Below are 23,565 nucleotides of genomic sequence, written 5' to 3'. Positions count from 1 at the left end.
CACGTACCATGCTTCACGCAACACGTCTTAAACCCGATGAGATGGAATCATGACTGAACATGCTTTTGCGCCTTTCGTCCGCACCCTGGGCCGCGGCAAACGCGCCCGCCGCAGCCTCACCCGTGAGGAAGCCCGTGAGGCCATGCAGGCCATCCTCGACGGAAACGTGGAAGATATTCAGCTTGGCGCTTTCCTGATGCTATTGCGGGTAAAAGAAGAAACGCCGGATGAGCTGGCAGGGTTTCTTGATGCCTGCCGACCCGCTTGCTACCAGGCCCTTGCCGAGCTGCCCCATGTGGAACTGGACTGGCCCAGCTATGCCGGCAAGAAAAAGCATCACCCCTGGTACCTGCTGGCAACAGTGCTACTGGCCACCAACGGCATCCGTACGTTTCTCCATGGCGGACCGGCGCACACACCCAATCGCGTGTATACCGATCAGCTTCTGCCGCAACTGGGCCTGCCCGTTGCGCAAACCGTCGCCGAAGCGCACGCACACCTTGAAGAACACGGGCTGGCCTACCTGCCCCTGGACCAGTTCTGCCCGGCACTGGCGCGGATGCTCACGCTGCGCTACTTCCTGGGCCTGCGCTCACCAATCAACACCCTGGCCCGCAGCCTCAACCCTGCCCAGGCACCGCTTTCCATGCAGAGCGTTTTCCACCCGGCTTATATCGAACTGCATCAAGGGGCGGCAACGCTGGCCGGTGATCGGGACCTGCTCCTGTTCAAGGGCGAAGGCGGCGAGCTGGAAATCCGCCCGGATGCCCGCACGCAAATCCAGGGGATTCGTCATGGCGAGCCACTGGAAAGTGCCGTGATCGACAGCGCCCTGCCTCGACAAACACCACCGGGCGCCCCCAGTGCAGACAGGGTCTTGAAGGTGTGGCGCGGAGAAAGCGGTGATGAGTACGGCGAACAGGCCGTTATCCATACCGTGGCCGTGGCCCTGTGGGGGCTCGACAAGGCAGACTCTCTGGAGAGTGCGCGCAAAGACGCCACAGCGCTGTGGGAAAACCGTGATAAGACACGGCTTTAACCACTGTCGGATTACGCCTTTCAGGCTCTCTGTGCCCTTGGGTAAATCTGACCTACAAAACCGTGCTCCGTAGTCGGTCGGGTTAGGCGTAGCCGTAACCCGACATTCGGCATTTACGTCCACGTCGCCGCTTACACGCACGCAAACGTCTTTCAGGGTTTGAACCAACCAAACCTGGGATGCAGGCTGACCACGCTGCCAACGATAATCAATGTCGGCGCGTGGATCTCCCGCCCTTCAATATCGTCCGGTAGCTGATTCAGGGTGCCGGTAATCACCTCCTGCAGATTGGTCGTACCCCGCGACACCAGCGCAATCGGCGTATCACCCGCACGACCATGGGCGATCAGCTGGCTGCAGATTTCCCGCAAGCCCACCAACCCCATGTAGAACACCACCGTTTCGTGTTCACCAACCAGATGCTCCCAATCCAGATCCACCGAGCCATCCTTGCGGTGCCCGGTCACGAAGCGCACAGACTGGGCGTGATCACGGTGTGTCAGTGGAATACCGGCGTAGGAAGCACAACCACTGGCGGCGGTAATGCCCGGCACCACCTGGAAGTCGATGCCCTCAGCCACGATCAGGTCAATTTCTTCGCCACCCCTGCCGAAGATGAACGGGTCCCCGCCCTTCAAACGGCATACCTTCTTGCCCTGTTTAGCGTAGTGGACCAGCAGCTCGTTGATGTTGTCCTGGGGCAGCGCGTGTTTATCGCGGGCCTTGCCCACGTACACCAGCTCCGCATCCCGGCGGGCAAGATCCACGATGCCCTTGCCCACCAGGCGGTCGTACAAGACCACGTCGGCTTTCTGCAGCAGGCGCAACGCCCGGAACGTCAACAGGTCCGGGTCACCGGGGCCCGCCCCAACCAGGTAGACCTCACCCCGACTCAGGCTGGCCGCATCGGCGGATTCGATGGCAGCGGCCAGCATGGCTTCCGCTTCGCTGTCCTTCCCTGCCAGCACCTTCTCCACCACCGGGCTATCCAGGGTCTGTTCCCAGAACAGACGCCGGGCGCCGATATTGTCGAGCTTTTCCTTGAGCGGCTGACGGAAACGGGCCATCAGATCCGCCAGGCGCCCCCAGCGAGCCGGCAGCGAGGACTCCAGCTGGGCCCGCAGTTTCCGGGCCAGCACCGGCGAGGCGCCGGAGGAGCTGATACTGATCAGCACCGGAGAACGATCCACGATGGCAGGAAAGATGAAATCGCCCAGCGACGGATCGTCGACTACATTGACGGGCAAACCGCGCTGTTGCGCCTGGCTGGCAATGTCGGCATTGGTACTGCGATCGTCCGTGGCACAAATGACCAGCGCGGCCCCATCCAGATCCGTGCTCGCAAACGCACGATCAATACAGGCGCCGCCACTCTGCGCCACAATAGCGCGCAATTCATCGCACACTTGCGGGGCAACCACATTCACTACCGCACCCGAACGGTGCAGAAGGCGCCCTTTACGCAGCGCCACTTCGCCGCCGCCAGCCAGCAGAGCCACTTTGCCCTGCAAACGCCAACTGATCGGTAAAAATTCCATGCTTGCTCCCAGTAAACGCCGGACGCCGGATGCATGACGCTAACGGCAGGAAGCCCGCGCTGCGGGCTGCCGTATAACAAACGTGCAACGCAACATCGCCGTTGTCTGCGCCAGAACAGCCTTACTTCAGGCGTTCCAGACCTCTCATGTAGGGACGCAATGCCTCCGGCACGGTCACGGAACCATCTTCGTTTTGATAGTTCTCCAGAATCGCCACCAGCGTACGCCCTACTGCCAGGGCAGACCCATTCAAAGTGTGTACCAGTTCTGGCTTGCCGGTTTCCGGATTGCGCCAGCGGGCTTGCATGCGGCGCGACTGGTAATCCTGAAAGTTGGAGCAGGAAGAGATTTCCCGGTAGCGCTGCTGGCTCGGCAGCCAGACTTCGATGTCGTAGGTTTTGGACGAGGAAAAGCCCAAATCTCCGCCACACAGGATCACCACCCGGTAAGGCAGATCCAGTTTTTGCAAAACCGCTTCGGCATGCCCGGTGAGCGCCTCCAGGGCCGCATCGGATTCCTCCGCACGTACCATCTGCACCAGCTCCACCTTTTCAAACTGGTGTTGGCGGATCATGCCGCGGGTGTCCTTGCCGTGGCTGCCCGCCTCGGAACGGAAACACGGCGTGTGGCAGGTGTAGCGGCGCGGCATGGTGTCCGCTTCAAGAATCTCGTCCGCCGCCAGATTGGTCACCGGCACTTCGGCGGTAGGGATCAGGTATAGCTCACGCTCCCCTTCCATCTTGAACAGGTCTTCCGCGAATTTAGGCAACTGCCCGGTGCCGCGCAGGGCTTCCGGCCCGACCAGGAACGGTACATAGACTTCCTGGTAGCCGTGCTCATCGCTGTGCATGTCGAGCATGAAATCGATCAGCGCCCGATGCATGCGAGCCAACCCGCCGCTCATCACGGAGAACCGGGCGCCGGACAGTTTGGCCGCGCGCTCAAAGTCCAGCCCGCCGTCCAGGGCTTCGCCAACATCCACGTGATCCCTGGGTTCAAACGGCAGCGTTTTCGGTGTGCCCCACTGGCGCACTTCCACGTTGTCGTCTTCGTCATTACCCGCCGGCACCGCATCTTGCGGCACATTGGGAATCCCCATCAGAAATTCACGGATTTCTTCCTGGATCGCCTTGGCGCTCGCCACTTCGCGGTCCAGCTCTGCATCGATGGTTTGCAGGGTTTCTGCAACCTGCGACTTGGCATCTTCCACCGCCATGCCGGACTTGATCAGTTCGCCCACCTGCTTGGAGGCTTTCTTGCGATCGGCCTGCAACTCCTGGGAACGGATGTCTGCCTGCTTGCGCTTGGCATCCAGCGCCGCAAACGCGTCAAGATCCAGGGTGTAACCGCGTTTGGTCAGCGCCGTTTTGATCGCTTCACCGTCCTGCCGCAGGGCACGAATATCCAGCATGTTTCTCTTGCTCCAAAATCAGAAAAAACTGAGTTAAAAGTGTAAAGTTCAAAGTTGAAACGCGAACCAAGGCTTCAGAGTCGGCACTGTTTTCAGCGCACGTCTAACCCATGCCATGAAGGGCCTAAGCGCGAAAACGGGCGTTTTTAACTCCATGTTTCCCGCGTTTCAACTTTGAACTTTAAACTTCCAACCTCCCCACATTATTCGAAAATCAGTCGACCCAGGGCCAGGCCCGCCATGCCCAGCAACAGACAGACCGTCACTGATGCCATTGCATAGCCCGCCGCCAGCGAGAAGGCCCTGGCTTCCACCATCCTCACCAGCTCAAACGAAAAGGTGGAAAAGGTTGTCAGGGCACCGAGCATGCCGGTCATCAAGGCCAGCCGCCATACATCGCCCACCGGCAGGCTCGCCATCATGATCGCCAGCAACCCGAACAGAAAGCTGCCGGCCAGGTTCACGCTGAAGGTGGCCCAGGGCCAGGCTGGCATCACCGGGACACCCACCCACAAGGTGGTGCCAAAACGCAGACAGGCGCCGATAGCACCGCCACAGGCCACCGCAATCCAGGGCAGCATGCCTCCTTCCGTGATCGCTGATACCGACATTATTTCCCCTTCCCGTAACGGGTCCAGTCGCTACTGGCATTCAGTCCACGCAGCCGGGCCAGTTTTTCTGCCACCTTGATTTCAAGCCCGCGATTCACCGGCTCATAGAGACGGGTATGCTGCAGGCTTGCCGGAAAGTAATTTTCCCCGGCCACAAAGGCCTCGGGGAAATCGTGGGCATAATGATACTCGGCACCGAAGCCTTCGTCTTTCATAAGCTGGGTGGGTGCATTACGCAGGTGCAGAGGCACCTCGTCGGTGGGCTGCTGACGGACCAGAGCGCAGGCCTGATTATAGGCGTTGTAGACCGCATTACTTTTCGGGGCAACCGCCAGATAGGCGATGGCCTGGGCGATCGCCAGCTCCCCTTCCGGGCTCCCCAATCGCTCCTGCACATCCCAGGCCTGCAGGCACAGCGTCAATGCCCGCGGGTCCGCGTTGCCGATGTCTTCACTGGCCATGCGGACCACGCGGCGGGCAAGGTAGAGCGGGTCGCAGCCACCGTCCAGCATGCGGGCAAACCAGTACAGAGCCGCATCCGGGTCGGAACCGCGCACGGATTTATGCATGGCGCTGATCTGGTCGTAAAACAGGTCGCCGCCCTTGTCAAAACGGCGCACCGCATCGCGCAGCACCTCACGCATCAATTCTGCATCAATCTTCGGAGCATCCTGATCCGCCAAATCTGCCGCGACTTCAAGCATATTCAGCAGCCGCCGGGCATCACCATCTGCGTAGTTCAGCAACAACTCCCGGGCATCAGCATCCAGCTGCATGCCGTTAAGAGCCGGATCCTGCAATGCACGGACTAGCAAACCACTGAGATCCTCAGGAGCCAATGCTCGAAGCCGATATACCCGCGCCCGTGACAACAGCGCGTTGTTGAGTTCAAAAGACGGGTTTTCGGTGGTGGCGCCGATGAAAGTGATCGTGCCTTCTTCCACGTGGGGGAGGAAGGCATCCTGCTGGGCTTTGTTGAAGCGGTGCACCTCATCCACAAACAGGACCGTGCGGCGCCCCTGCCCCAGGCGAATCTGTGCCTGCTCAACGGCGGCCCGGATATCCTTTACCCCGGACAACACCGCAGAGAGCGTGATAAACGCGGCATCCACGGTTTGCGCCATGATCAGTGCCAAGGTGGTTTTGCCGGTGCCCGGCGGGCCCCACAGAATCATGGAATGCAGCTGGCCCCGGTCCAGGGCCTGGCGCAGCGGCTTGCCCTCGCCAACCAGATGCTGCTGGCCTACATAGTCATCCAGGTGGGCAGGTCGCAGCCGCGCCGCCAGGGGCTGAGCCTGCTGGGCGGCATCGGCGGCAAAAAGATCGCTCATGGAAAACGCCTACTGGTGACCGGGCTGCGGCCGGATCATCCCGGCCGTTACCCTCGATTACTGTTGTTGCTGAATGACATCCGTGCCTTCAGGCGGCTCGAAGTGGAACAGGTCGCTGTCGATCCCGCCGTTCAGGGTCAGGCTCTTGAAGTCGATCACCGTCTGCTGGCCCAGTGCATCCTGCAGGCGCATGGACGCCGGCTCGTCGCCCTTGAAGGTCACATCCAGTTGATCGAACAGCGGGTCCTGACCTTTCGGGGTAAGCCGGTAAGTGACTTCGCCCCCCTGATTATCACGCTCGGAAATACTGAACGCCTTGGCCACATCGGCAGGCTTGCCACCAAACAACAGGGCCGGGGTCTGGCCCAGATCCTGGCTCAGCGGGCGTACCACCACCTGCTCCAGGTCCTTGTCGTAAACCCAGACGGTTTCGCCGTCGGAAGCAGCCATCTGCTCATAAGGCGTTTCGGTGAGCCAGTAAAACTGGTTCCCGCGGGCCACCTGAAAACGGCCTGTGGCTTCCTGCATGTGCGTGCCGCCCTGATCCAGTACCACCTGCTCGAACTGCCCTTTCATGGATTTGAGTGTCTGCAGGCGATCCAGCAAATCATCCGTGGCACCCGCCCATGCGGTAGAGGCCAACAGGACAGCAGGCGCCAGGCTCAACAACAACGTCTTCATTCAATCTCCTTATTTGACCGGCGGCGGCGCGATGACTTCGCGCTGACCATTGTTACCGGCCTCGGTGACCACCCCTGCCATTTCCATAGCTTCCACCAGGCGGGCGGCACGGTTATAGCCAATTTTGAGTTTCCGCTGCACAGAGGAAATGGACGCCCGCCGGGACTCGGTGACGATCGCCACCGCTTCATCGTAAAGCGGATCATTTTCGTCATCGCTGCCGTCGCCAGCGCTTTCCATGCCAGGCATCGGTGCATTGAGGTCGCTGCCACCATCGAGAATTTCTTCCAGATAATTGGGCTCGCCGCGTTTGCGCCAATCGTCACAAACCCGGTGTACCTCTTCATCTGAGACAAAGGCGCCGTGAACACGTTCCGGAACACTGGTGCCGCCGGGCAAATAAAGCATGTCGCCATGGCCCAGCAGCTGCTCCGCCCCGCCCTGATCCAGCACGGTGCGGGAATCGATTTTGGACGATACCTGGAAGCCGATACGCGACGGCACGTTGGCCTTGATCAGGCCGGTAATCACGTCCACGGACGGCCGCTGGGTGGCAAGAATCAGGTGGATCCCTGCTGCCCGTGCTTTCTGGGCGATACGCGCGATCAGCTCTTCCACCTTTTTGCCCACAATCATCATCATGTCGGCAAACTCATCGATGACGATAACGATGTAAGGCAGGTGCTCGGCCAGTGGCGCCTCCTCATCCAGATTCATGGGGTCATCCGGTTTCCACAGCGGATCCTTTAGGGGCTCGCCTTTCTTCTTGGCGTCGTCCACCTTGCGGTTATAACCGGAGATATTCCGCACCCCCATGGAGGCCATCAACCGGTAACGACGCTCCATTTCACCCACACCCCAGCGCAGCGCACCGGCCGCTTCTTTCATGTCGGTGACCACCGGGGTAAGCAAGTGCGGAATGCCATCGTAGACCGCCAGTTCCAGCATTTTGGGGTCGATCAAGATCAGGCGAACATCATCCGGGCTGGATTTAAACAGCATGGACAGCAACATGGCGTTCACGCCCACGGACTTACCGGAACCGGTGGTACCCGCCACCAGCAAGTGGGGCATTTTGGCCAGATCAGCCATCACCGGGTTACCGGAGATATCCTTGCCAAGCGCCATGGTCAGGGGCGACGGTGCCTGGTCGAACATCTGTGTGCCGACCACTTCGGTAAAGCGGATCATTTCCCGCTGCTCGTTGGGAATCTCAATCCCCACGGTGGTCTTGCCGGGAATCACTTCCACCACCCGCACGCTGATCACCGCCAGGGAACGGGCCAGATCCTTGGCCAGGTTGGTGATCTTGGAAACCTTAATACCTGCTGCCGGCTGAATCTCGAAGCGGGTAATCACCGGGCCGGGCTGCACCGCCACCACTTCCGCGTCGATATTGAAATCCTTGAGCTTGATTTCCAGCAGGCGCGACATGCCTTCCAGGGCTTCTTCAGAGTAACCGCCGGTGGATTCTTCCACCGCATCCAGCAGGCCCACAGGGGGCAGCTCACCGGACACTTCTGTGGTGAACAGTTTTTGCTGTTTTTCCTTCTGAACCCGGGCACTTTTTTCCACCGGTTTGGCCGGTTTGGCGATTTTTGGCGGGGTTCGCGTTTCTGCCTTTTTCTTCGCCTCGGTAATGACCTTGGCGCGTTTCTCGTGGGCTTCTTTCCTCTGCCGCTGCTCTTCGCGCTGGCGCTTACGCGCTTGCCACCAGGCAGGCACTTTCTCGATGGCGCCAAGCACCAGCGCGCCCAGGCCTTCAGCCAGCGCGATCCAGGACAAATCGGTAAAGATGGTCACGCCGATCAAAAACAACGCCACCATCATCAAGGTCCCACCCAGCGGGTTGAACCCGGCCAGGGAGGCATCGCCAACCTCATGGCCGAGAATGCCCCCGGCGCCTTCCGGCAGCGTATCGCCCATGGTGAAATGCATGTACGACAGTGCCGTGCCCGCCAGCATGGTCAGAATAAAACCCACCAGTCGCAGGCTGAACAACGGCCAGCTCCCCGGCAGCCCGGCATGACGCTCACGCAGCACCTTGCCGGCCCAAAAGCCCAGTAGCACCGGAAACAGGTAGGCCATATAGCCAAACAGGCCCAGCAGCAGATCGGCGCTGAACGCCCCTACCCGCCCCATGGCATTGCGGACCGCATCCACGTTGCCCACATAGGACCAGCCGGGATCGCGGCTATCGAAACTGATTAGCGCCAGCAGCAGGTAAAGGGAAAAAGCGATCAGCGCAATGACCATGCCTTCCACCAAACCGCGTTTGAGATGGCGGGAAAACCCGGACTGTCCTTGCCCGGCAACCGTTTTACTCACGCCTTGCCCCTCAATAAAGTCAAACTATTGGATAAAGAATAGCTGATAACGGATTGAAATTATTGCGATTGTAGTCAATCACAGTGAGGGCGGCCAGCTTTGCCCCTCCCGGTGTGCCCGGGCGCACGGCATTATCGCACAAAATAGCCGCAATCTGCGGCTCGCAACCCGGGCAGTCACCTCTTCCTATCGCACTAATAGCCCATGATCAGGCTTCACGACGACCCGGTTTTACGGTAGTTTTCACTGCCTTGAATGTGCAGGCTTTGCCCCCACAGTTGGACGCGCAAGGACGGACGCGGCACTACGTGCCCACCCACCTGCCCAACCTATGTATTTACTGGAGTAACACATGAGCGACGTGCAGCACCATCGGCTGATTATTCTGGGTTCCGGCCCGGCGGGTTACACTGCGGCCGTCTACGCCGCCCGTGCCAACCTCAAGCCGGTTGTGATCACCGGTATCCAGCCGGGCGGCCAGCTCACCACCACCACGGAAGTGGATAACTGGCCCGGTGATGTGGAAGGCCTGCAGGGTCCGGACCTGATGGTGCGCATGCAGCAGCACGCCGAGCGTTTCGATACGGAAATGGTCTACGACCATATCAACGACGTGGACCTGAGCAGCCGGCCGATCACCCTCAAGGGCGACAATGGCACCTACACCTGCGACGCCCTGATCATCGCCACCGGCGCCACCGCCATGTACCTGGGCCTGGAATCCGAGGAAGCCTTCATGGGCAAGGGCGTGTCTGCCTGCGCGACCTGCGACGGCTTTTTCTACAAGGGCCAGAAGGTAGCGGTTGTTGGCGGCGGCAACACCGCCGTGGAGGAAGCGCTGTACCTGTCTCACATTGCCGAACACGTGACCCTGGTACACCGCCGTGACAGCCTGCGGGCAGAAAAAATCCTGCAGGACAAGCTGCTCGCCAAAGACAATATTTCCGTGGAATGGGATCACACCCTGGAAGAAGTGCTTGGCGACGACAGCGGTGTCACCGGCATGCGCATCAAGTCCACCAAGGGTGATGGCAGCAAGGATCTGGAACTGCAAGGTGTCTTTATTGCCATCGGTCACAAGCCGAACACGGATATCTTTGCCGGCCAGCTGGACATGAAAGATGGCTACATCAAGATCGCCAGCGGCACCGAAGGCAACGCCACCGCCACCAGTGTGGAAGGGGTATTTGCGGCCGGCGACGTGGCAGACCATATCTACCGTCAGGCGGTGACCTCCGCTGGCGCTGGCTGCATGGCAGCGCTGGACGCCGAGCGTTTCCTGGACAACCTGAACGACTGACAGACCGGAGGGCCACCACATGGTGCCATGGCTGGACCCCGGGGACCCCTTCCCCGATACCCGCCTCGCCCTCACCGACCCGGACGGCCTGCTGGCTGCCGGGTCGGATCTCCACCCCCAGACCCTTCTGCGGGCGTATTCCGCCGGCATCTTCCCCTGGTACAACGCAGACACCCAGCCCATCCTCTGGTGGAGCCCGGCGCCTCGCTGCGTTATCTGGCTGAACCAGCTGCATGTCAGCCGCAGCCTGGCCCGACATCTCCGTCAGGCGGATTTCACCGTCACCCTTGATCGCGACTTCGAAACAGTCATGCGCACCTGTGCGGCCCCGCGCCAGGGCGAGCCCGGCACCTGGATCAGTGAGGAGGTGGTGGAAGCCTATTGCCGCCTGCACCAGCTTGGCTATGCCCACAGCGTGGAAATCTGGCAGAACGGCGAACTGGCTGGTGGCCTGTATGGCATTCAGCTGGGGCAGCTGTTTTTCGGTGAATCCATGGCTTCACCACAGCGCAACGGCTCCAAGGTGGCGCTGGTGGCCCTGCGCAACCTGTCCCGGGTACTGGATATTCGTCTGCTCGATGCCCAGATCGAGAACCCTCACCTCATGTCCATGGGGGCCCAGATGATCGACCGTGACGCCTTTGAAACCTGCCTTGAGGACTGGGTGCCTGCCCAGCCAGCGCCCACCCCCTGGCCAGACCGGTCGTTTGACTGGGCCGCACTGCAGGCCCTGCAAGCCGAACGCGAGTCTTTTTAGCGCCTCAGCCCTGAGCTACACTTGCACCATGACTGACTTGTCCACGCTGCGCTTTTTCCGCACACCCGCCCATAGCTGCAGCTATCTGGAAGACCGCCAGGCCTCCACCCTGTTTGTGGATCCCCAGGCTCAGCTGTCACCGGAGCTCTATAGCGAATTGAGCTTGCTGGGGTTTCGCCGCAGCGGCGATTATCTGTATCGCCCCCACTGCGACAGCTGCAATGCCTGTATCCCGGCCCGGGTGCGAGTGGACGATTTCCGCCCCCGCCGTCGCCACCGCCGCATCCTCAAGAACAACGCCGACCTGGCCGTGAATCGCGAGCCCGCCCGTTTCAGCCGCGAGCTGTACAACCTGTATGCCGCCTACATCAACGACCGCCATGGTGATGGCGACATGTATCCACCTTCGGAAGAACAGTTCACCAATTTTCTTACCTGTGAATGGGCAGATACCCATTTCTACGGGTTTCGCCAGCAAGGCAAGCTGGTCGCCGTGGCTGTCACCGACCAGCTGGGTGATGGGCTTTCTGCGGTTTATACCTTCTTTGATCCCGCCTTGCCCGAGCGCAGCCTGGGGGTAATGGCGCTGCTATGGCAGATCGAACAGTGCCAGCGGTTACAGCTTCCTTACCTCTATCTGGGCTACTGGATTCGCCAATGCCAGAAAATGAGCTACAAAAGCCAGTACCAGCCCCTGGAAATTCTCGCCAGCGGGAGCTGGAAAGAACAGACCGAACCCAGTGATTCCGGGGGTTAAGCCCTCCTCTCCACCCTTTTTCCAACTTCTTTTGCAGCCAAGGCCCTTTTACGGCACAATTGCGCGTCGCTAATAGCCGGTAACCCAAGGTATTTGTTGGATGGCGAAAGAAGAGCAAATCGAACTCGAAGGTGTCATCGTTGATACCCTGCCCAACACGATGTTTCGTGTGAAGCTGGACAACGGTCATGTAATTACGGCCCATATCTCCGGGAAGATGCGTAAGTTCTATATCCGCATCCTCACAGGGGATCGTGTAAAAGTGGAAATGTCTCCCTATGACCTCACCAAGGGACGCATCACTTTCCGGATGAAATAACCCGGAACGGCTCCGGCCGAATACACCCACAAAAAAACCCGGCATTGCCGGGTTTTTTTGTTGTCTGTGCACTGTTGTCTGAACGTAAATGAAAACGGAGCGCCTTTCCGTAAAAGAAAGCGCCCCGTCACTTCTGTTTACGCGGGCTCCGCTGTGGCCGCTTCCACGGAAAGCACCAGTTCCCCGTCTTTTTCGGTGATATTGACCTGCCCACCAGCACCGGCCAATTCGCCGAACAGCAGTTTCTCTGCCAACGGTTTCTTGATTTTTTCCTGGAGCAAACGCGCCATGGGCCGCGCCCCCATATCCTTGTCGTAACCCTTCTCGGCCAACCAGGTACGGGCCGCATCGTCCACATTCAGCACCACACCGCGCTCATCAAGCTGCGCCTGCAGCTCCACCAGGAACTTGTCGACCACACCCAGAATCACCTTGCTGGTGAGCGACTGGAACTGGATGGTGCCATCCAGGCGGTTGCGGAATTCCGGCGTGAACACCTTCTTGAGCATTTCCATGCCATCGGTGCTGTTGTCCTGCTCGGTAAAGCCGATAGAACGCTTGTTCAGCACTTCCGCGCCAGCGTTCGTGGTCATGATCAGGATCACATTGCGGAAATCCGCCTTGCGACCGTTATTGTCGGTCAGCGTGGCATTGTCCATCACCTGCAACAGGATATTGAACACTTCCGGGTGCGCCTTCTCGATTTCATCGAGCAACAGCACACAGTGCGGCGTCTTGGTAATGGCTTCGGTAAGCAAACCGCCCTGATCGAAGCCCACATAACCGGGAGGCGCGCCAATCAAACGGCTCACGGTGTGGCGTTCCATGTACTCGGACATATCGAAACGCACCAGCTCCACACCCAGCGCACGGGCCAGCTGACGGCTCACTTCCGTTTTACCCACCCCGGTGGGGCCGGCAAACATGAAGCTGCCGATGGGCTTGTGCTCGCCCTTGAGGCCCGCACGGGACAACTTGATCGCCGCCGAGATGGTATCGATGGCCTCGTCCTGGCCGAATACGGTCATCTTCAGGTCGCGCTCGAGATTACGCAGCAGCTCCTTGTCGGAGGACGACACCTGCTTGGGAGGAATGCGGGCGATTTTAGCCACCATGTCCTCAACATCGGCCTCTTCGATGGTGTGCTTGCGCAGATCTTCCGGGCGCAAACGCTGCCAGGCACCGACTTCGTCGATCACGTCGATGGCCTTGTCCGGCAGGTAACGGTCGTTGATGTAACGGGCACTCAATTCCGCCGCCGCTTTCAGCGCCGCATCCGTGTAGCTCACATCGTGGTGAGCCTCGAAACGGCTTTTCAGCCCCTTGAGAATCCCCACGGTGTCTTCCACGGACGGCTCAACCACATCGATTTTCTGGAAGCGACGAGACAGGGCCCGGTCCTTCTCGAACACGCCCCGGTATTCCTGGAACGTGGTGGACCCCATGCATTTGAGCTCACCGGATGCCAGCAGCGGCTTGAGCAGGTTCGAGGCATCCATTACCCCACCGGAGGCCGCACCGGCTCCGATGATGGTGTGAATTTCATCGATAAAGAGAATCGAGTTGGGCTCTTTTTTCAGCTCTGCCAGCAGGGATTTCAGGCGTTTCTCGAAATCGCCCCGGTACTTGGTACCGGCCAGCAACGCGCCCAGATCCAGTGAATAGACCACCGCGTCGAGCAAAGGCTCAGGCACCTGCTTTTCCACGATCATCCGCGCCAGCCCTTCGGCAATGGCGGTTTTGCCTACGCCCGGCTCACCCACCAGCAAGGGGTTGTTCTTGCGGCGGCGGCAAAGAATCTGCGCCGCCCGCTCAATTTCAAACGCACGCCCCACCAGCGGGTCGATACGATCCTCGCGGGCCATCTCGTTCAGGTTGGTGGCGTAATTATCCAGCGCGCTGGCCGGGGCGCCCTCCGCGCCCGCCTCCATGTCCTGCTCGGTCTCGATGGACGGCTCTGCATCCTGAATCTGGGAAATGCCGTGGGCAATAAAGTTAACGATATCCAGGCGATGAATGTCCTGACAGTTAAGGAAATAGACTGCCTGGCTCTCCTGCTCGTTGAAGATGGCAACCAGTACATTGGCCCCGGTCACTTCCTTCTTGCCGGAAGACTGCACACTGAACACTGCCCGCTGCAGCACCCGCTGAAAGCCCAGTGTGGGCTGGGTATCGCGCTCCGGATCGGTGTCCGGCAGCAGCGGAGTTGAATCCTCGATAAACTGGGATAACGCATCACGCAATTCATCCAGGTCTGCGGCACAGGCACGCAGGACCTCGACGGCCGCCTCGTTATCCAGCAGCGCCAGCAGCAAATGCTCCACGGTCATAAACTCATGACGGTGGCCACGTGCGTGGCGAAACGCCTCGTTAAGCGTCATTTCAAGTTCTTTGCTGAGCATAAGGCTACCTCACTGCATGGGCCCGCAAGGGCATCAGGCCTGTTCCACCTGACACATCAGCGGATGCTGATTCTCCCGGGCGTATTCCACCACTTGCGTGGCTTTTGTTTCGGCGATGTCCTGGGGATACACCCCGCACACCGCCTTTCCTTCAGTGTGAACCGTGAGCATGACGCGAGTGGCCTGCTCCCGGCCCAGATTGAAGAAGTCTTCCAGTATCTCTACCACAAAATCCATCGGCGTGTAGTCGTCATTCAACATCAACACCTTGTACATGGATGGCGGTTTCAGCTTTGGCTTGGCCTCTTCCACAGCCATGTCACCGTGCCGATCCGGGTCTGAGGGGGAATCTGCCGGCCCACCACGTAGTGTGCCTGTTTCGTCAATCATTACCGGATGCCAATTTTGCTGGTGCCAATTCATAAAGCCTCAAAACCGTTGTAACCCTGCTGGCGTCAGCAGGCAATGAAGAAATGATGGGTGGTCGGTGTTTTTTCAATCCCCTGCGGCAAATCAATTCACCGGGATGATTTCACGGGGTTGACACCCTGCTGTGCATGTTTAAAAGTTGCACAATAGACTCGGGACAGAGTTTACCGCAGCAGACCGCCCGAGGATAAAAATAAACATATTCGCCATTGGATAGGCAGAGGGAAGGACCATGGCAACGGGACGAGTAAAGTGGTTTAACAACGCCAAGGGCTACGGTTTTGTACGCCCGGACGAAGGGGGCGAAGACCTGTTCGTCCACTATTCCTACATTCAGATGGACGGCTACAAAAGCCTGAAAGCCGGGCAACCCGTGGAATACGAGGTACAACCGGCCAACAAGGGGTTCCACGCCATCAACCTGCGCGCCAACGAAGAAGCCAGTAACGAAGAAGGCGCCGCTGAAGATCAAACGACGCCTTCCTGACCCGCCCTGCCTGCTGGCGGGTTCAATAGATTCAGCCGGGCGCCTCAGGCGCCCATATGCTCAATCACCGCATTACCAAACTCTGAACACGTTAACAGCGTTGCGTCGGGCATCAGTCGCTCGAAGTCGTAGGTCACCGTTTTCGCCGCAATCGCGCCTTCCACGCCGTTGATGATCCGGTCAGCCGCATCGTTCCACCCCATGTGGCGCAGCATCATTTCCGCAGACAGAATCAACGAACCCGGGTTGACCTTGTCCTGGCCGGCGTACTTGGGCGCCGTGCCGTGTGTGGCCTCGAACAGGGACACGGAACCGCCAATGTTGGCCCCCGGCGCAATGCCGATCCCCCCTACTTCCGCTGCCAGCGCATCAGAAATGTAGTCACCGTTCAGGTTCAGGGTGGCGATCACGCTGTAATCCGCCGGGCGCATCAGGATCTGCTGCAGGAACGCATCGGCGATCACATCCTTGATGATGATTTCCTTGCCGGTATTGGGGTTTTTCATGGTCATCCAGGGCCCGCCATCCAGCAATTCAGCCCCGAAACGTTCCCCGGCAAGCTGATAGCCCCAATCCTTAAAGGCCCCCTCGGTGTACTTCATGATGTTGCCTTTGTGCACCAGAGTGACCGAATCCTTGTCATTGTCGATGGCGTACTGGATCGCCTTACGCACCAGCCGCTGTGTCCCTTCGCGGGACACCGGCTTGACGCCGATCCCACAGCCTTCCGGGAAGCGGATCTGGGTCACGCCCATTTCCTCACGCAGGAAACGGATCAGTTTGGTGGCTTCCGGGCTGTCTGCCGCCCACTCAATACCCGCATAGATATCTTCGGAGTTCTCACGGAAGATAATCATGTCAGTGAGTTCAGGATGTACAACGGGGCTGGGAACACCTTCAAAATAGCGCACCGGGCGCATACAGGTGTACAGGTCCAGCTCCTGGCGCAAAGACACGTTCAGGGAGCGAATACCACCGCCCACCGGGGTGGTCAGCGGGCCCTTGATCCCCACGGTGAATTCCCGCAAGGCTTCCAGGGTTTCCTCGGGCAGCCACTCATCAGGCCCGTATACGACCGTGGCTTTTTCCCCGGCGAACACCTCCATCCAGGTAATACCGCGCTTGGTACCGTAGGCTTTCTCGATGGCGGCGTTAACCACCTTGATCATCACTGGTGAAATGTCGACACCAATGCCATCCCCTTCGATATAAGGAATAATCGGATGATTGGGGACATTCAGGGACAGGTCCGCATTAACCGTGATTTTGTCACCGTCTGCGGGAACCGTGATCTTTTGGTATCCCATCTATACTTCTCCCTCTGAATAAAAGCGAATTCGGCCTCTGCTCGCGAGTATAGCATCGAGCCAAAGCCGGGGTGGAGCACCGGTTTGGCACTTGAGCCTATCGATTACGAGGGGCGTAATGTGGCGGAGAATGGAGGATTGAGGATTGAGGATTGAGAATGCCGGGGGGACAGGGTCCGTCAGGTGGGATCGCGGCAAGGCTTGCCAGACCACCCCTGAAGCACACATCTGCTGCGCCTTGTTGTCCGGGGAACAGCACCCGGCACCACAAGACTCAACAGCTGTACGCGTCATCAATCAGGTCAGACAGAGCCTGCCCTGCTAGAGCTTATCCAGGATACCGTTGAAGGTCGCACTGGGTCGCATGGCGGCCGAAGCCTTGCTGAAATCGGGATTATAGTAACCGCCGATATCAATGGGCGAACCTTGCACCGCCACCATTTCGTTGACGATTGTCTCTTCGTTTTCCGTCAGCGAAGCGGCAATGGCCGTGAAGGTGTCCTTCAGCTCTGCATCGTCATCCTGCGCGGCAAGAGCCTGGGCCCAGTACATGGCCACATAGAAATGGCTTACCCGGTTATCCGGCTGGCCGACTTTCCGTGACGGTGACTTGTTCTGCTCCAGATACTGCTCATTGGCCCTGTCCAGAGCGGCCGCAATCACCTTGGCCTTATTGTTCCCGTACTTCTCGCCCAGCTCCTGAATGGAAACCGACAACGCCAGGAATTCGCCGAGCGAGTCCCAGCGCAGGTGATTCTCTTCCAGGAATTGCTGCACATGCTTGGGAGCCGAACCGCCAGCACCGGTTTCGTAGAGTCCGCCGCCAGCCATCAAGGGAACGATGGACAGCATCTTGGCGCTGGTGCCGAGTTCCAGAATCGGGAACAGGTCGGTCAGGTAATCACGCAGCACGTTCCCCGTGACGGAGATGGTGTCTTTGCCGCGGATCATGCGCTCCATGGTGTAACGGATCGCCTGAACCGGAGACATGATGCGGATATCAAGGCCTTCGGTATCGTGGTCCTTGAGATATCTGCGAACCTTCCGGATCATCTGTTGATCGTGGGCCCGCTCCTTGTCCAGCCAGAAGATAGCCGGGGTGTTGCTTTGCCGGGCACGAACCACGGCCAACTTCACCCAGTCACGAATCGGCAGGTCTTTTGCCTGGCACATACGCCAGATATCACCCTGCTCCACGTCATGGGTCAGCAGCACCTGGCCATCTTCACGGACGATCCGCATGGTACCCTTGGCGCTGGCTTCAAATGTCTTATCGTGCGAGCCGTATTCCTCGGCTTTCTGGGCCATCAAGCCCACATTCGGTACCGAGCCACAGGTAACGGGATCAAAGGCGCCATGGGTTTTGCAGAAGTTGATGACTTCCTGGTAAATGGTGGCGTAGGTGCTTTCCGGGATGACCGCCTTGGTATCCTTCAGCTTGCCATCAGCGCCATACATCTTGCCGCCCTGGCGAATCATGGCCGGCATGGAAGCATCAACAATAACGTCGGAAGGTACGTGCAGGTTGGAAATGCCGCGGTCGGAATCGACCATGGCCAGTTCCGGCCGGTGCAGGTAACAGGCGCGGATCGTGGTTTCGATCTCCAGGCGCTGGGATATGGGCAATTCCTCGATCTTCTGGTAGATGTGGCTCAAACCGTTGTTCGGATTCGCACCAATCTCTTCCAGCACATCGCCATGTTTATCGAACAGTTCCTTGTAGAAACACCTTACTGCATGACCAAACACGATGGGGTGGGACACCTTCATCATGGTGGCTTTTACGTGCAGGGAGAACAGCATGCCAGTGTTCTTGGCATCTTCAATTTGCTTGTCAAAGAACTCGCTGAGCGCATTCTTGCTCATGTACATGGCATCGATGACTTCGCCATCAAGAAGCGGAAGCTCCGGCTTCTTCACCGTTACATTGCCGCTGGAATCTTCGAACTCGATGCGCACCTTGCAGGCCTTCTCTATCGTCGAGGAGGTCTCATGGGAAAAGAAGTCCCCGCCGCGCATATGCGCAACATGGGTACGTGAAGCCTGGCTCCACTCCCCCATGCTGTGCGGGTTCTTGCGTGCATAGTTTTTAACCGCGACAGGGGCGCGGCGGTCGGAGTTGCCTTCGCGAAGCACCGGGTTCACCGCAGACCCGAGAATTTTGGTGTACCGGGCCTGAATGTCTTCCTCTTCCTCGCTTTGCGGCTCATCCGGGTATTCCGGCACCGGGTAGCCATGCTCGTTAAGTTCGGCGATGGCCGCTCTGAGCTGGTGGATGGAAGCACTGATATTGGGAAGCTTGATGATGTTCGCTTCCGGATCCTGGGTCAGATCACCCAGTTCGGCCAGGGTGTCATTCACCTTCTGCTGGTCGGTCAGATATTCAGGAAAGCTGGCGAGAATGCGTGTAGCGAGGGAAATATCGCTGCTCTCAACTTCAATGCCAGCGATCGAAGTGAATTTTTCAATGATGGGTAAAAAGGAATAGGTCGCCAGCGCGGGCGCCTCGTCAGTCATGGTGTAAATAATTTTAGGCGTGGTCATAGAATTACAAGGTCCCAATTGTATTGGTAGAGCTTTCCGCCTGATATCAGTCGGCTTTTGGCCGTCAGATCAGCGGGCACCCAACAGGAGTGCTCCCTCCGAATAAAACTGTATTCTGCATAGGCTGGCGAGTATAGCACTGACCGTTTAGCCTTGTTAGGACAAGCGGTAGCAACCGCAGACCAACAACAGTCATCGATACTCACCCCATGGCGCAATTGATCTTACTTAACAAACCGTTTCAGGTCCTCTCCCAGTTCAGCGACGACCAGGGCCGGCGAACCTTGCGCGAGTGCGTGCCAGTGCCTGGCGTATACCCGGCCGGTCGACTGGACTGGGATTCTGAAGGCCTGTTGTTGCTGACCGATGACGGCGCCCTGCAGGCACGCATCAGCGATCCGCGGTTCAAGCTTCCCAAAACCTATCTGGTTCAGGTGGAAGGCAAGCCCGGGGGGCAGGAACTGCAAAAACTACGCCAAGGCATCACCCTGAAGGATGGCCCCACGCGCCCGGCCAAGGTCGAACTGATCGAGCCTCCCGCGTTATGGCCACGCAATCCGCCCGTACGCTCGCGCAAAACCGTACCGGATAGCTGGCTCAAGCTCACCATAGACGAAGGTCGAAATCGGCAGGTGCGGCGAATGACCGCAGCCATTGGCCACCCCACCCTGCGACTGGTTCGCTGGCAGATTGGCGACTGGAGCCTTGAGGCTCTCGCCCCCGGAGAATGGCGGGCTATGACGGTTCACGCGCCGAAGCCGCCTGCAGCCAGGCAGCGGCGGCCTCGTCATCGCTCTGGCGGGCCTCGACCCAAATCCAGCGGCCGTCGATAAGCTCCTTCTTCCAGAACGGCGCGCGGGTCTTCAGCAGATCCATGATAAACGCACAGGCCGCAAACGCATCCTGACGATGCGGGGCACTGACGGCCACCTGCACGATGTCATCAGCCACCACCATGGTGCCGATTCTGTGCACTACCCAGGCACCATTGAGGTGCCATTTCTGGCCAGCCTGATCGACAATGGTGCGCAACACTCCCTCCGTCATGCCTGGGTAATGCTCCAGATGCAGCGCCTCTACCCTGCCCTGCTCATCGCGCACCTGGCCACTGAACTGCACCATGGCGCCGCTGAGGCCTGCGTCGCGAAGCCAGTCGGACGGCTGCGCCGGCACCAGCGCCGTGTCCGTGACGGCCACATGAATCTTCATCCGCCGGTCACCGGTGGAAACAGGGCGACCACATCGCCATCACGGACCGCCGCCTGCTCCTGGCTGAGCACCTCATTCACCGCCACCATATAGCGGGGTGTCGCCTCCAGCGCACCGGCCACCGACGCATTGTCGTCGGCCAGCCATGCGACCAGGGCCGCCACGGTATCGACACCATCCGGCGGCGTGACCGTCAGGCTGTCACTGCCCACCCGCTCACGCAGAGCAGCAAAGAAACGTATCTCTATCACCTCAATCCTCCCGCCGGAACTGGCCACTGCGGCCACCGGACTTCTCCAGCAGGCACACGGATTCAATCACCATGCCCCGGTCCACCGCCTTGCACATATCATAGAGAGTCAGGCTGGCCACCGATGCGGCGGTCAAGGCCTCCATCTCCACGCCAGTGGTGCCTTTGAGCTTGCAGGTTGCCTGCACGCACAGCGCATCCGCTCCCTCCGGCTCGATGGTCACCGTGACGCCAGTGAGCAATAGCGGGTGGCACAGGGGGATCAGGTCCCAGGTCTTCTTTGCCGCCTGAATTCCGGCAATCCGGGCGGTGGCGAGCACATCGCCCTTGGGGTGCGCGCCACCCAGTATCATTTCCAGCGTGGCCGGCTGCATACGCACCCGCGCCTGCGCAGTGGCGGTACGCTGAGTGGTGTCCTTGTCGGTCACATCCACCATCTGGGCCCGGCCGCTGTCATCCAGGTGGGTAAATCGTTGATCTGTCATGCTCAGAGGTGTCTCCGCTCTGTTGTCTGTGGCGCCGCTGCGCTACCATTCCCGCCTTTCCAGAATTGAATGAAGCATCGCCATTAAGCCCTCGACGGCAGCCGGTGCTTCCTGTCCGGTAGGATACGCTATGAACAGCTTTGAGCCGCACATTACTGTGGCCTGCGTAGTCGAACAAGACGGCCGCTTCCTGTTTGTCCGAGAAATGAGCAAGGGCGAGGAAGTGCTGAATCAGCCCGCGGGCCATGCGGAGTTCGGCGAGAACCTGATGCAGGCCGCCTACCGCGAAACCCTGGAAGAAAGCGCCTGGCAGGTAGAAATTACCGACCTGCTCGGCTGGTATATCTTCCAGCCCCACAAGGGCGCGGGTGTCTATTACCGCACCTGCTTCGTGGCCAGACCGATCAGCCACGACCCCAGACAGAAACTCGATACCGGCATTCTCGAAGCCGAATGGCTGACCCCGGACGAGTTTCGCGCCCGTCGACACCAGCACCGTAGCGCCCTGGTGGAAAAATGCCTGGAGGATTATCTGTCCGGGCGCCGACTGCCCCTGGACAGCATTTATCAGCACCCCTGGCCTCTGCAGAGAGGATGATTTGTCATGCGTAAGGCCCCAAAAGACACTCGAGTGATCGTCGGCATGTCCGGCGGTGTGGACTCCTCCGTGGCCGCGGCCCGCCTGATCGATGCCGGTTATCAGGTCGAAGGCCTGTTCATGAAGAACTGGAACGAGGACGACGGCACCGATTACTGCACCGCCCGCGAAGACCTCCTCGATGCCATGCAGGTGGCCGGCGTGCTGGGTATCGAGCTGCACACGGCCAACTTTGCCGAGCAGTACTGGGATCGCGTGTTCGCCCACTTCCTCGCCGAATACAAGGCCGGGCGCACCCCCAACCCGGACATCCTCTGCAACAAGGAAATCAAGTTCCAGGCGTTCCTCGATCACGCCATTACTCTGGGCGCGGATTACATCGCCACCGGGCATTACTCCCAGGTCAGTCATGGCGACAAAGCGCAGCTGTTACGCGCAGTCGACACTAACAAGGACCAGACCTATTTCCTGCATGCGGTGGACTACCAGAAATTCGACCGTACTCTGTTCCCGCTGGGCGATCTGGAAAAACCGGAAGTACGCCGCATTGCCGAAGAAAAAGGCTTCGACAACCACAAGAAAAAAGACTCCACCGGCATCTGCTTTATCGGTGAGCGCCGCTTCAAGGACTTCCTTGAGCAGTACCTGCCTGCCCAGCCCGGCACCATTGAAGATGATCAAGGCAATGTTATCGGCAAACACGACGGGCTCATGTACTACACCCTGGGCCAACGCCAGGGGCTGGGCATCGGCGGCCTGGCCAGTGCCAGCGAAGCGCCTTGGTATGTGGCCGGCAAGGACCTGGAGCGCAATGTACTGCTTGCCGTTCAGGGCACCGATCACCCGTTGCTCTATAGTCGTGAACTGACCAGCGCGCCCATGCAGTGGGTTGCCCTGGAAGCCCCGGCCTTGCCGGCCCGGCTCACGGCCAAAACCCGCTACCGCCAACCCGACCAGGCCTGCACCGTCAGCGATGCCGGCGACGGTCGGGTGCATGTCATATTTGATCAACCACAACGCGCCGTCACACCCGGACAGTCCGTGGTGTTCTACGATGGCCCGGTCTGCCTGGGCGGCGCCGTCATTGAGGAAACCGCATGAGCGAACGTTTCTCGCCGGAACAACAGCAACTGCTGGCCCTGGCCGCGGTGTTCGAAGCGGCCCAGCTGGCCGATGATGTGGCCCAACGAGGGGACTGCGACCCGAAAGCCTTCGAGGGACTGATTGCCGGCGTCATGGCACTGGATGCCGACGATTTCGACAGCATCTACGCCCATCCCGCCCTGCTCCGCGAAGGCGTCAGCCTGCTCAACCGCAGCCTGAACAAGGAGTCCCGTGGCGCCAACCTGCGCCCGCTCAACTACGGCCTGGCCCTGCTCCACCTGGCCGGCAAGCTGCGCAAGAATGAGGACACCGTAAGCATTCTGCGCAACCGCCTGCTGGCCCTGAGCGGCCAGCAAGCGCACTTTGACAAATTCTCCGATGACGCGTTTTGCCACCGCATTGCCGGTATCTATGTGGATACCCTGGGCACCTTTCGATTCCGCATTCAGGTCAAGGGCGACCCAGCCCATCTGCAGGACGACGACAAGGCCGCCCGCATCCGCGCCCTGTTCCTGGCCGGGGTGCGCGCTGCCTTCCTTTGGCACCAGCTGGGCGGGCGTCGCTGGCACCTCCTGTTCCATCGTAAACGCCTTCTCTCACTTATTGATTCCATTGATATCAATAATTTATAAGCGATTTCTAAAGTTACACATAGCTTAACTTTCAGCGGTCACCAGC

General features: G+C 59.3%; 23 protein-coding genes. 10 read left to right on the top strand and 13 right to left on the bottom strand.

Going from position 1 to position 23,565, the window contains the following annotated elements:
• Positions 1–49: 49 nt before the first annotated feature.
• On the top strand, positions 50–1,039 hold the full coding sequence (locus F1529_RS13840; protein ID WP_155135499.1) for a glycosyl transferase family protein: 990 nt from the start codon (positions 50–52) through the stop codon (positions 1,037–1,039).
• Positions 1,040–1,191: 152 nt separating this feature from the next.
• Here the strand turns inward: F1529_RS13840 and cysG are convergent, their stop codons facing one another.
• The 6 genes from cysG to F1529_RS13810 form a co-directional block, all read right to left on the bottom strand.
• Positions 1,192–2,577 (bottom strand): siroheme synthase CysG, encoded by a 1,386-nt coding sequence (gene cysG, locus F1529_RS13835; RefSeq protein WP_155135497.1) that lies wholly within the window; start codon positions 2,575–2,577, stop codon positions 1,192–1,194.
• 121 nt (positions 2,578–2,698) lie between these two features.
• Positions 2,699–3,988 (bottom strand): serine--tRNA ligase, encoded by a 1,290-nt coding sequence (gene serS / locus F1529_RS13830; RefSeq protein ID WP_155135495.1) that lies wholly within the window; start codon positions 3,986–3,988, stop codon positions 2,699–2,701.
• A 203-nt stretch (positions 3,989–4,191) separates the two neighbouring features.
• Positions 4,192–4,599, bottom strand: a complete 408-nt coding sequence (locus F1529_RS13825; protein ID WP_230457800.1) for a CrcB family protein — start codon at positions 4,597–4,599, stop codon at positions 4,192–4,194.
• Complete coding sequence (locus F1529_RS13820; protein ID WP_155135493.1) at positions 4,599–5,930, bottom strand: replication-associated recombination protein A; 1,332 nt, start codon at positions 5,928–5,930, stop codon at positions 4,599–4,601. Before F1529_RS13820 ends, F1529_RS13825 begins: the two co-directional genes overlap by 1 nt.
• A 57-nt stretch (positions 5,931–5,987) precedes the next feature.
• Positions 5,988–6,611, bottom strand: a complete 624-nt coding sequence (lolA, locus tag F1529_RS13815) for an outer membrane lipoprotein chaperone LolA (protein ID WP_155135491.1) — start codon at positions 6,609–6,611, stop codon at positions 5,988–5,990.
• A 9-nt stretch (positions 6,612–6,620) separates the two neighbouring features.
• Positions 6,621–8,939, bottom strand: a complete 2,319-nt coding sequence (locus tag F1529_RS13810) for a DNA translocase FtsK (RefSeq protein WP_370457027.1) — start codon at positions 8,937–8,939, stop codon at positions 6,621–6,623.
• 352 nt (positions 8,940–9,291) lie between these two features.
• Here F1529_RS13810 and trxB point away from each other — a divergent pair, with 352 nt between their 5' ends.
• From trxB to infA, 4 genes are all read left to right on the top strand, one after another.
• Complete coding sequence (trxB, locus tag F1529_RS13805; RefSeq protein WP_007150681.1) at positions 9,292–10,239, top strand: thioredoxin-disulfide reductase; 948 nt, start codon at positions 9,292–9,294, stop codon at positions 10,237–10,239.
• A 19-nt stretch (positions 10,240–10,258) separates the two neighbouring features.
• Positions 10,259–10,996 carry a leucyl/phenylalanyl-tRNA--protein transferase gene (aat, locus tag F1529_RS13800; RefSeq protein WP_155135489.1) on the top strand — a complete coding sequence of 246 codons (738 nt, stop codon included), beginning with the start codon at positions 10,259–10,261 and terminating at the stop codon, positions 10,994–10,996.
• 28 nt (positions 10,997–11,024) lie between these two features.
• Positions 11,025–11,753 (top strand): arginyltransferase, encoded by a 729-nt coding sequence (locus F1529_RS13795; protein ID WP_155135487.1) that lies wholly within the window; start codon positions 11,025–11,027, stop codon positions 11,751–11,753.
• Between the two features lie 100 nt (positions 11,754–11,853).
• On the top strand, positions 11,854–12,072 hold the full coding sequence (gene infA, locus F1529_RS13790; protein ID WP_007149029.1) for a translation initiation factor IF-1: 219 nt from the start codon (positions 11,854–11,856) through the stop codon (positions 12,070–12,072).
• 137 nt (positions 12,073–12,209) lie between these two features.
• Here infA and clpA read toward each other — a convergent pair whose 3' ends face one another.
• Positions 12,210–14,474 (bottom strand): ATP-dependent Clp protease ATP-binding subunit ClpA, encoded by a 2,265-nt coding sequence (gene clpA / locus F1529_RS13785; RefSeq protein ID WP_007150939.1) that lies wholly within the window; start codon positions 14,472–14,474, stop codon positions 12,210–12,212.
• Positions 14,475–14,507: 33 nt separating this feature from the next.
• A complete protein-coding gene (gene clpS / locus F1529_RS13780) occupies positions 14,508–14,864 on the bottom strand; it encodes an ATP-dependent Clp protease adapter ClpS (protein WP_050760192.1) in 357 nt (118 codons plus the stop codon).
• Between the two features lie 271 nt (positions 14,865–15,135).
• Here clpS and F1529_RS13775 point away from each other — a divergent pair, with 271 nt between their 5' ends.
• A complete protein-coding gene (locus F1529_RS13775) occupies positions 15,136–15,390 on the top strand; it encodes a cold-shock protein (RefSeq protein ID WP_007150688.1) in 255 nt (84 codons plus the stop codon).
• Between the two features lie 44 nt (positions 15,391–15,434).
• On the opposite strand, the gene icd is transcribed toward F1529_RS13775, so the two are convergent.
• Both icd and F1529_RS13765 read right to left on the bottom strand, forming a co-directional pair.
• Positions 15,435–16,697: an NADP-dependent isocitrate dehydrogenase gene (icd, locus tag F1529_RS13770; RefSeq protein WP_007150355.1), complete on the bottom strand. Its 1,263-nt coding sequence runs from the start codon at positions 16,695–16,697 to the stop codon at positions 15,435–15,437.
• 321 nt (positions 16,698–17,018) lie between these two features.
• Positions 17,019–19,241 carry an NADP-dependent isocitrate dehydrogenase gene (locus F1529_RS13765; RefSeq protein ID WP_155135485.1) on the bottom strand — a complete coding sequence of 741 codons (2,223 nt, stop codon included), beginning with the start codon at positions 19,239–19,241 and terminating at the stop codon, positions 17,019–17,021.
• A 209-nt stretch (positions 19,242–19,450) separates the two neighbouring features.
• Here F1529_RS13765 and F1529_RS13760 point away from each other — a divergent pair, with 209 nt between their 5' ends.
• Complete coding sequence (locus tag F1529_RS13760) at positions 19,451–20,074, top strand: pseudouridine synthase (RefSeq protein WP_155135483.1); 624 nt, start codon at positions 19,451–19,453, stop codon at positions 20,072–20,074.
• Here F1529_RS13760 and F1529_RS13755 read toward each other — a convergent pair.
• The 3 genes from F1529_RS13755 to moaC are packed head-to-tail and all read right to left on the bottom strand — an operon-like array spanning position 19,977 to position 21,185.
• Positions 19,977–20,450, bottom strand: coding sequence for a molybdenum cofactor biosynthesis protein MoaE (locus F1529_RS13755; RefSeq protein ID WP_007150005.1), 474 nt, complete (start codon positions 20,448–20,450; stop codon positions 19,977–19,979). The genes F1529_RS13760 and F1529_RS13755 overlap by 98 nt on opposite strands.
• Positions 20,447–20,701 (bottom strand): molybdopterin converting factor subunit 1, encoded by a 255-nt coding sequence (moaD, locus tag F1529_RS13750; RefSeq protein ID WP_007149551.1) that lies wholly within the window; start codon positions 20,699–20,701, stop codon positions 20,447–20,449. Before moaD ends, F1529_RS13755 begins: the two co-directional genes overlap by 4 nt.
• 1 nt (position 20,702) lies before the next feature.
• On the bottom strand, positions 20,703–21,185 hold the full coding sequence (gene moaC, locus F1529_RS13745) for a cyclic pyranopterin monophosphate synthase MoaC (protein WP_155135481.1): 483 nt from the start codon (positions 21,183–21,185) through the stop codon (positions 20,703–20,705).
• A 130-nt stretch (positions 21,186–21,315) separates the two neighbouring features.
• Here moaC and F1529_RS13740 point away from each other — a divergent pair, with 130 nt between their 5' ends.
• Genes F1529_RS13740 through hflD form a run of 3 tightly spaced genes read left to right on the top strand, consistent with a single transcriptional unit; the run spans position 21,316 to position 23,519 of the window.
• On the top strand, positions 21,316–21,783 hold the full coding sequence (locus F1529_RS13740; protein ID WP_155135479.1) for an NUDIX hydrolase: 468 nt from the start codon (positions 21,316–21,318) through the stop codon (positions 21,781–21,783).
• Positions 21,784–21,789: 6 nt separating this feature from the next.
• Positions 21,790–22,884: a tRNA 2-thiouridine(34) synthase MnmA gene (gene mnmA / locus F1529_RS13735; protein WP_155135477.1), complete on the top strand. Its 1,095-nt coding sequence runs from the start codon at positions 21,790–21,792 to the stop codon at positions 22,882–22,884.
• Positions 22,881–23,519, top strand: a complete 639-nt coding sequence (gene hflD / locus F1529_RS13730; RefSeq protein WP_155135475.1) for a high frequency lysogenization protein HflD — start codon at positions 22,881–22,883, stop codon at positions 23,517–23,519. The genes mnmA and hflD overlap by 4 nt, the downstream gene beginning before the upstream one ends.
• Positions 23,520–23,565: the final 46 nt, after the last annotated feature.

It is taken from the genome of Alcanivorax sp. VBW004 (assembly GCF_009718865.1).
Classification (GTDB): domain Bacteria; phylum Pseudomonadota; class Gammaproteobacteria; order Pseudomonadales; family Alcanivoracaceae; genus Alcanivorax.
This window is presented reverse-complemented; position numbering and strand designations above follow the sequence as displayed.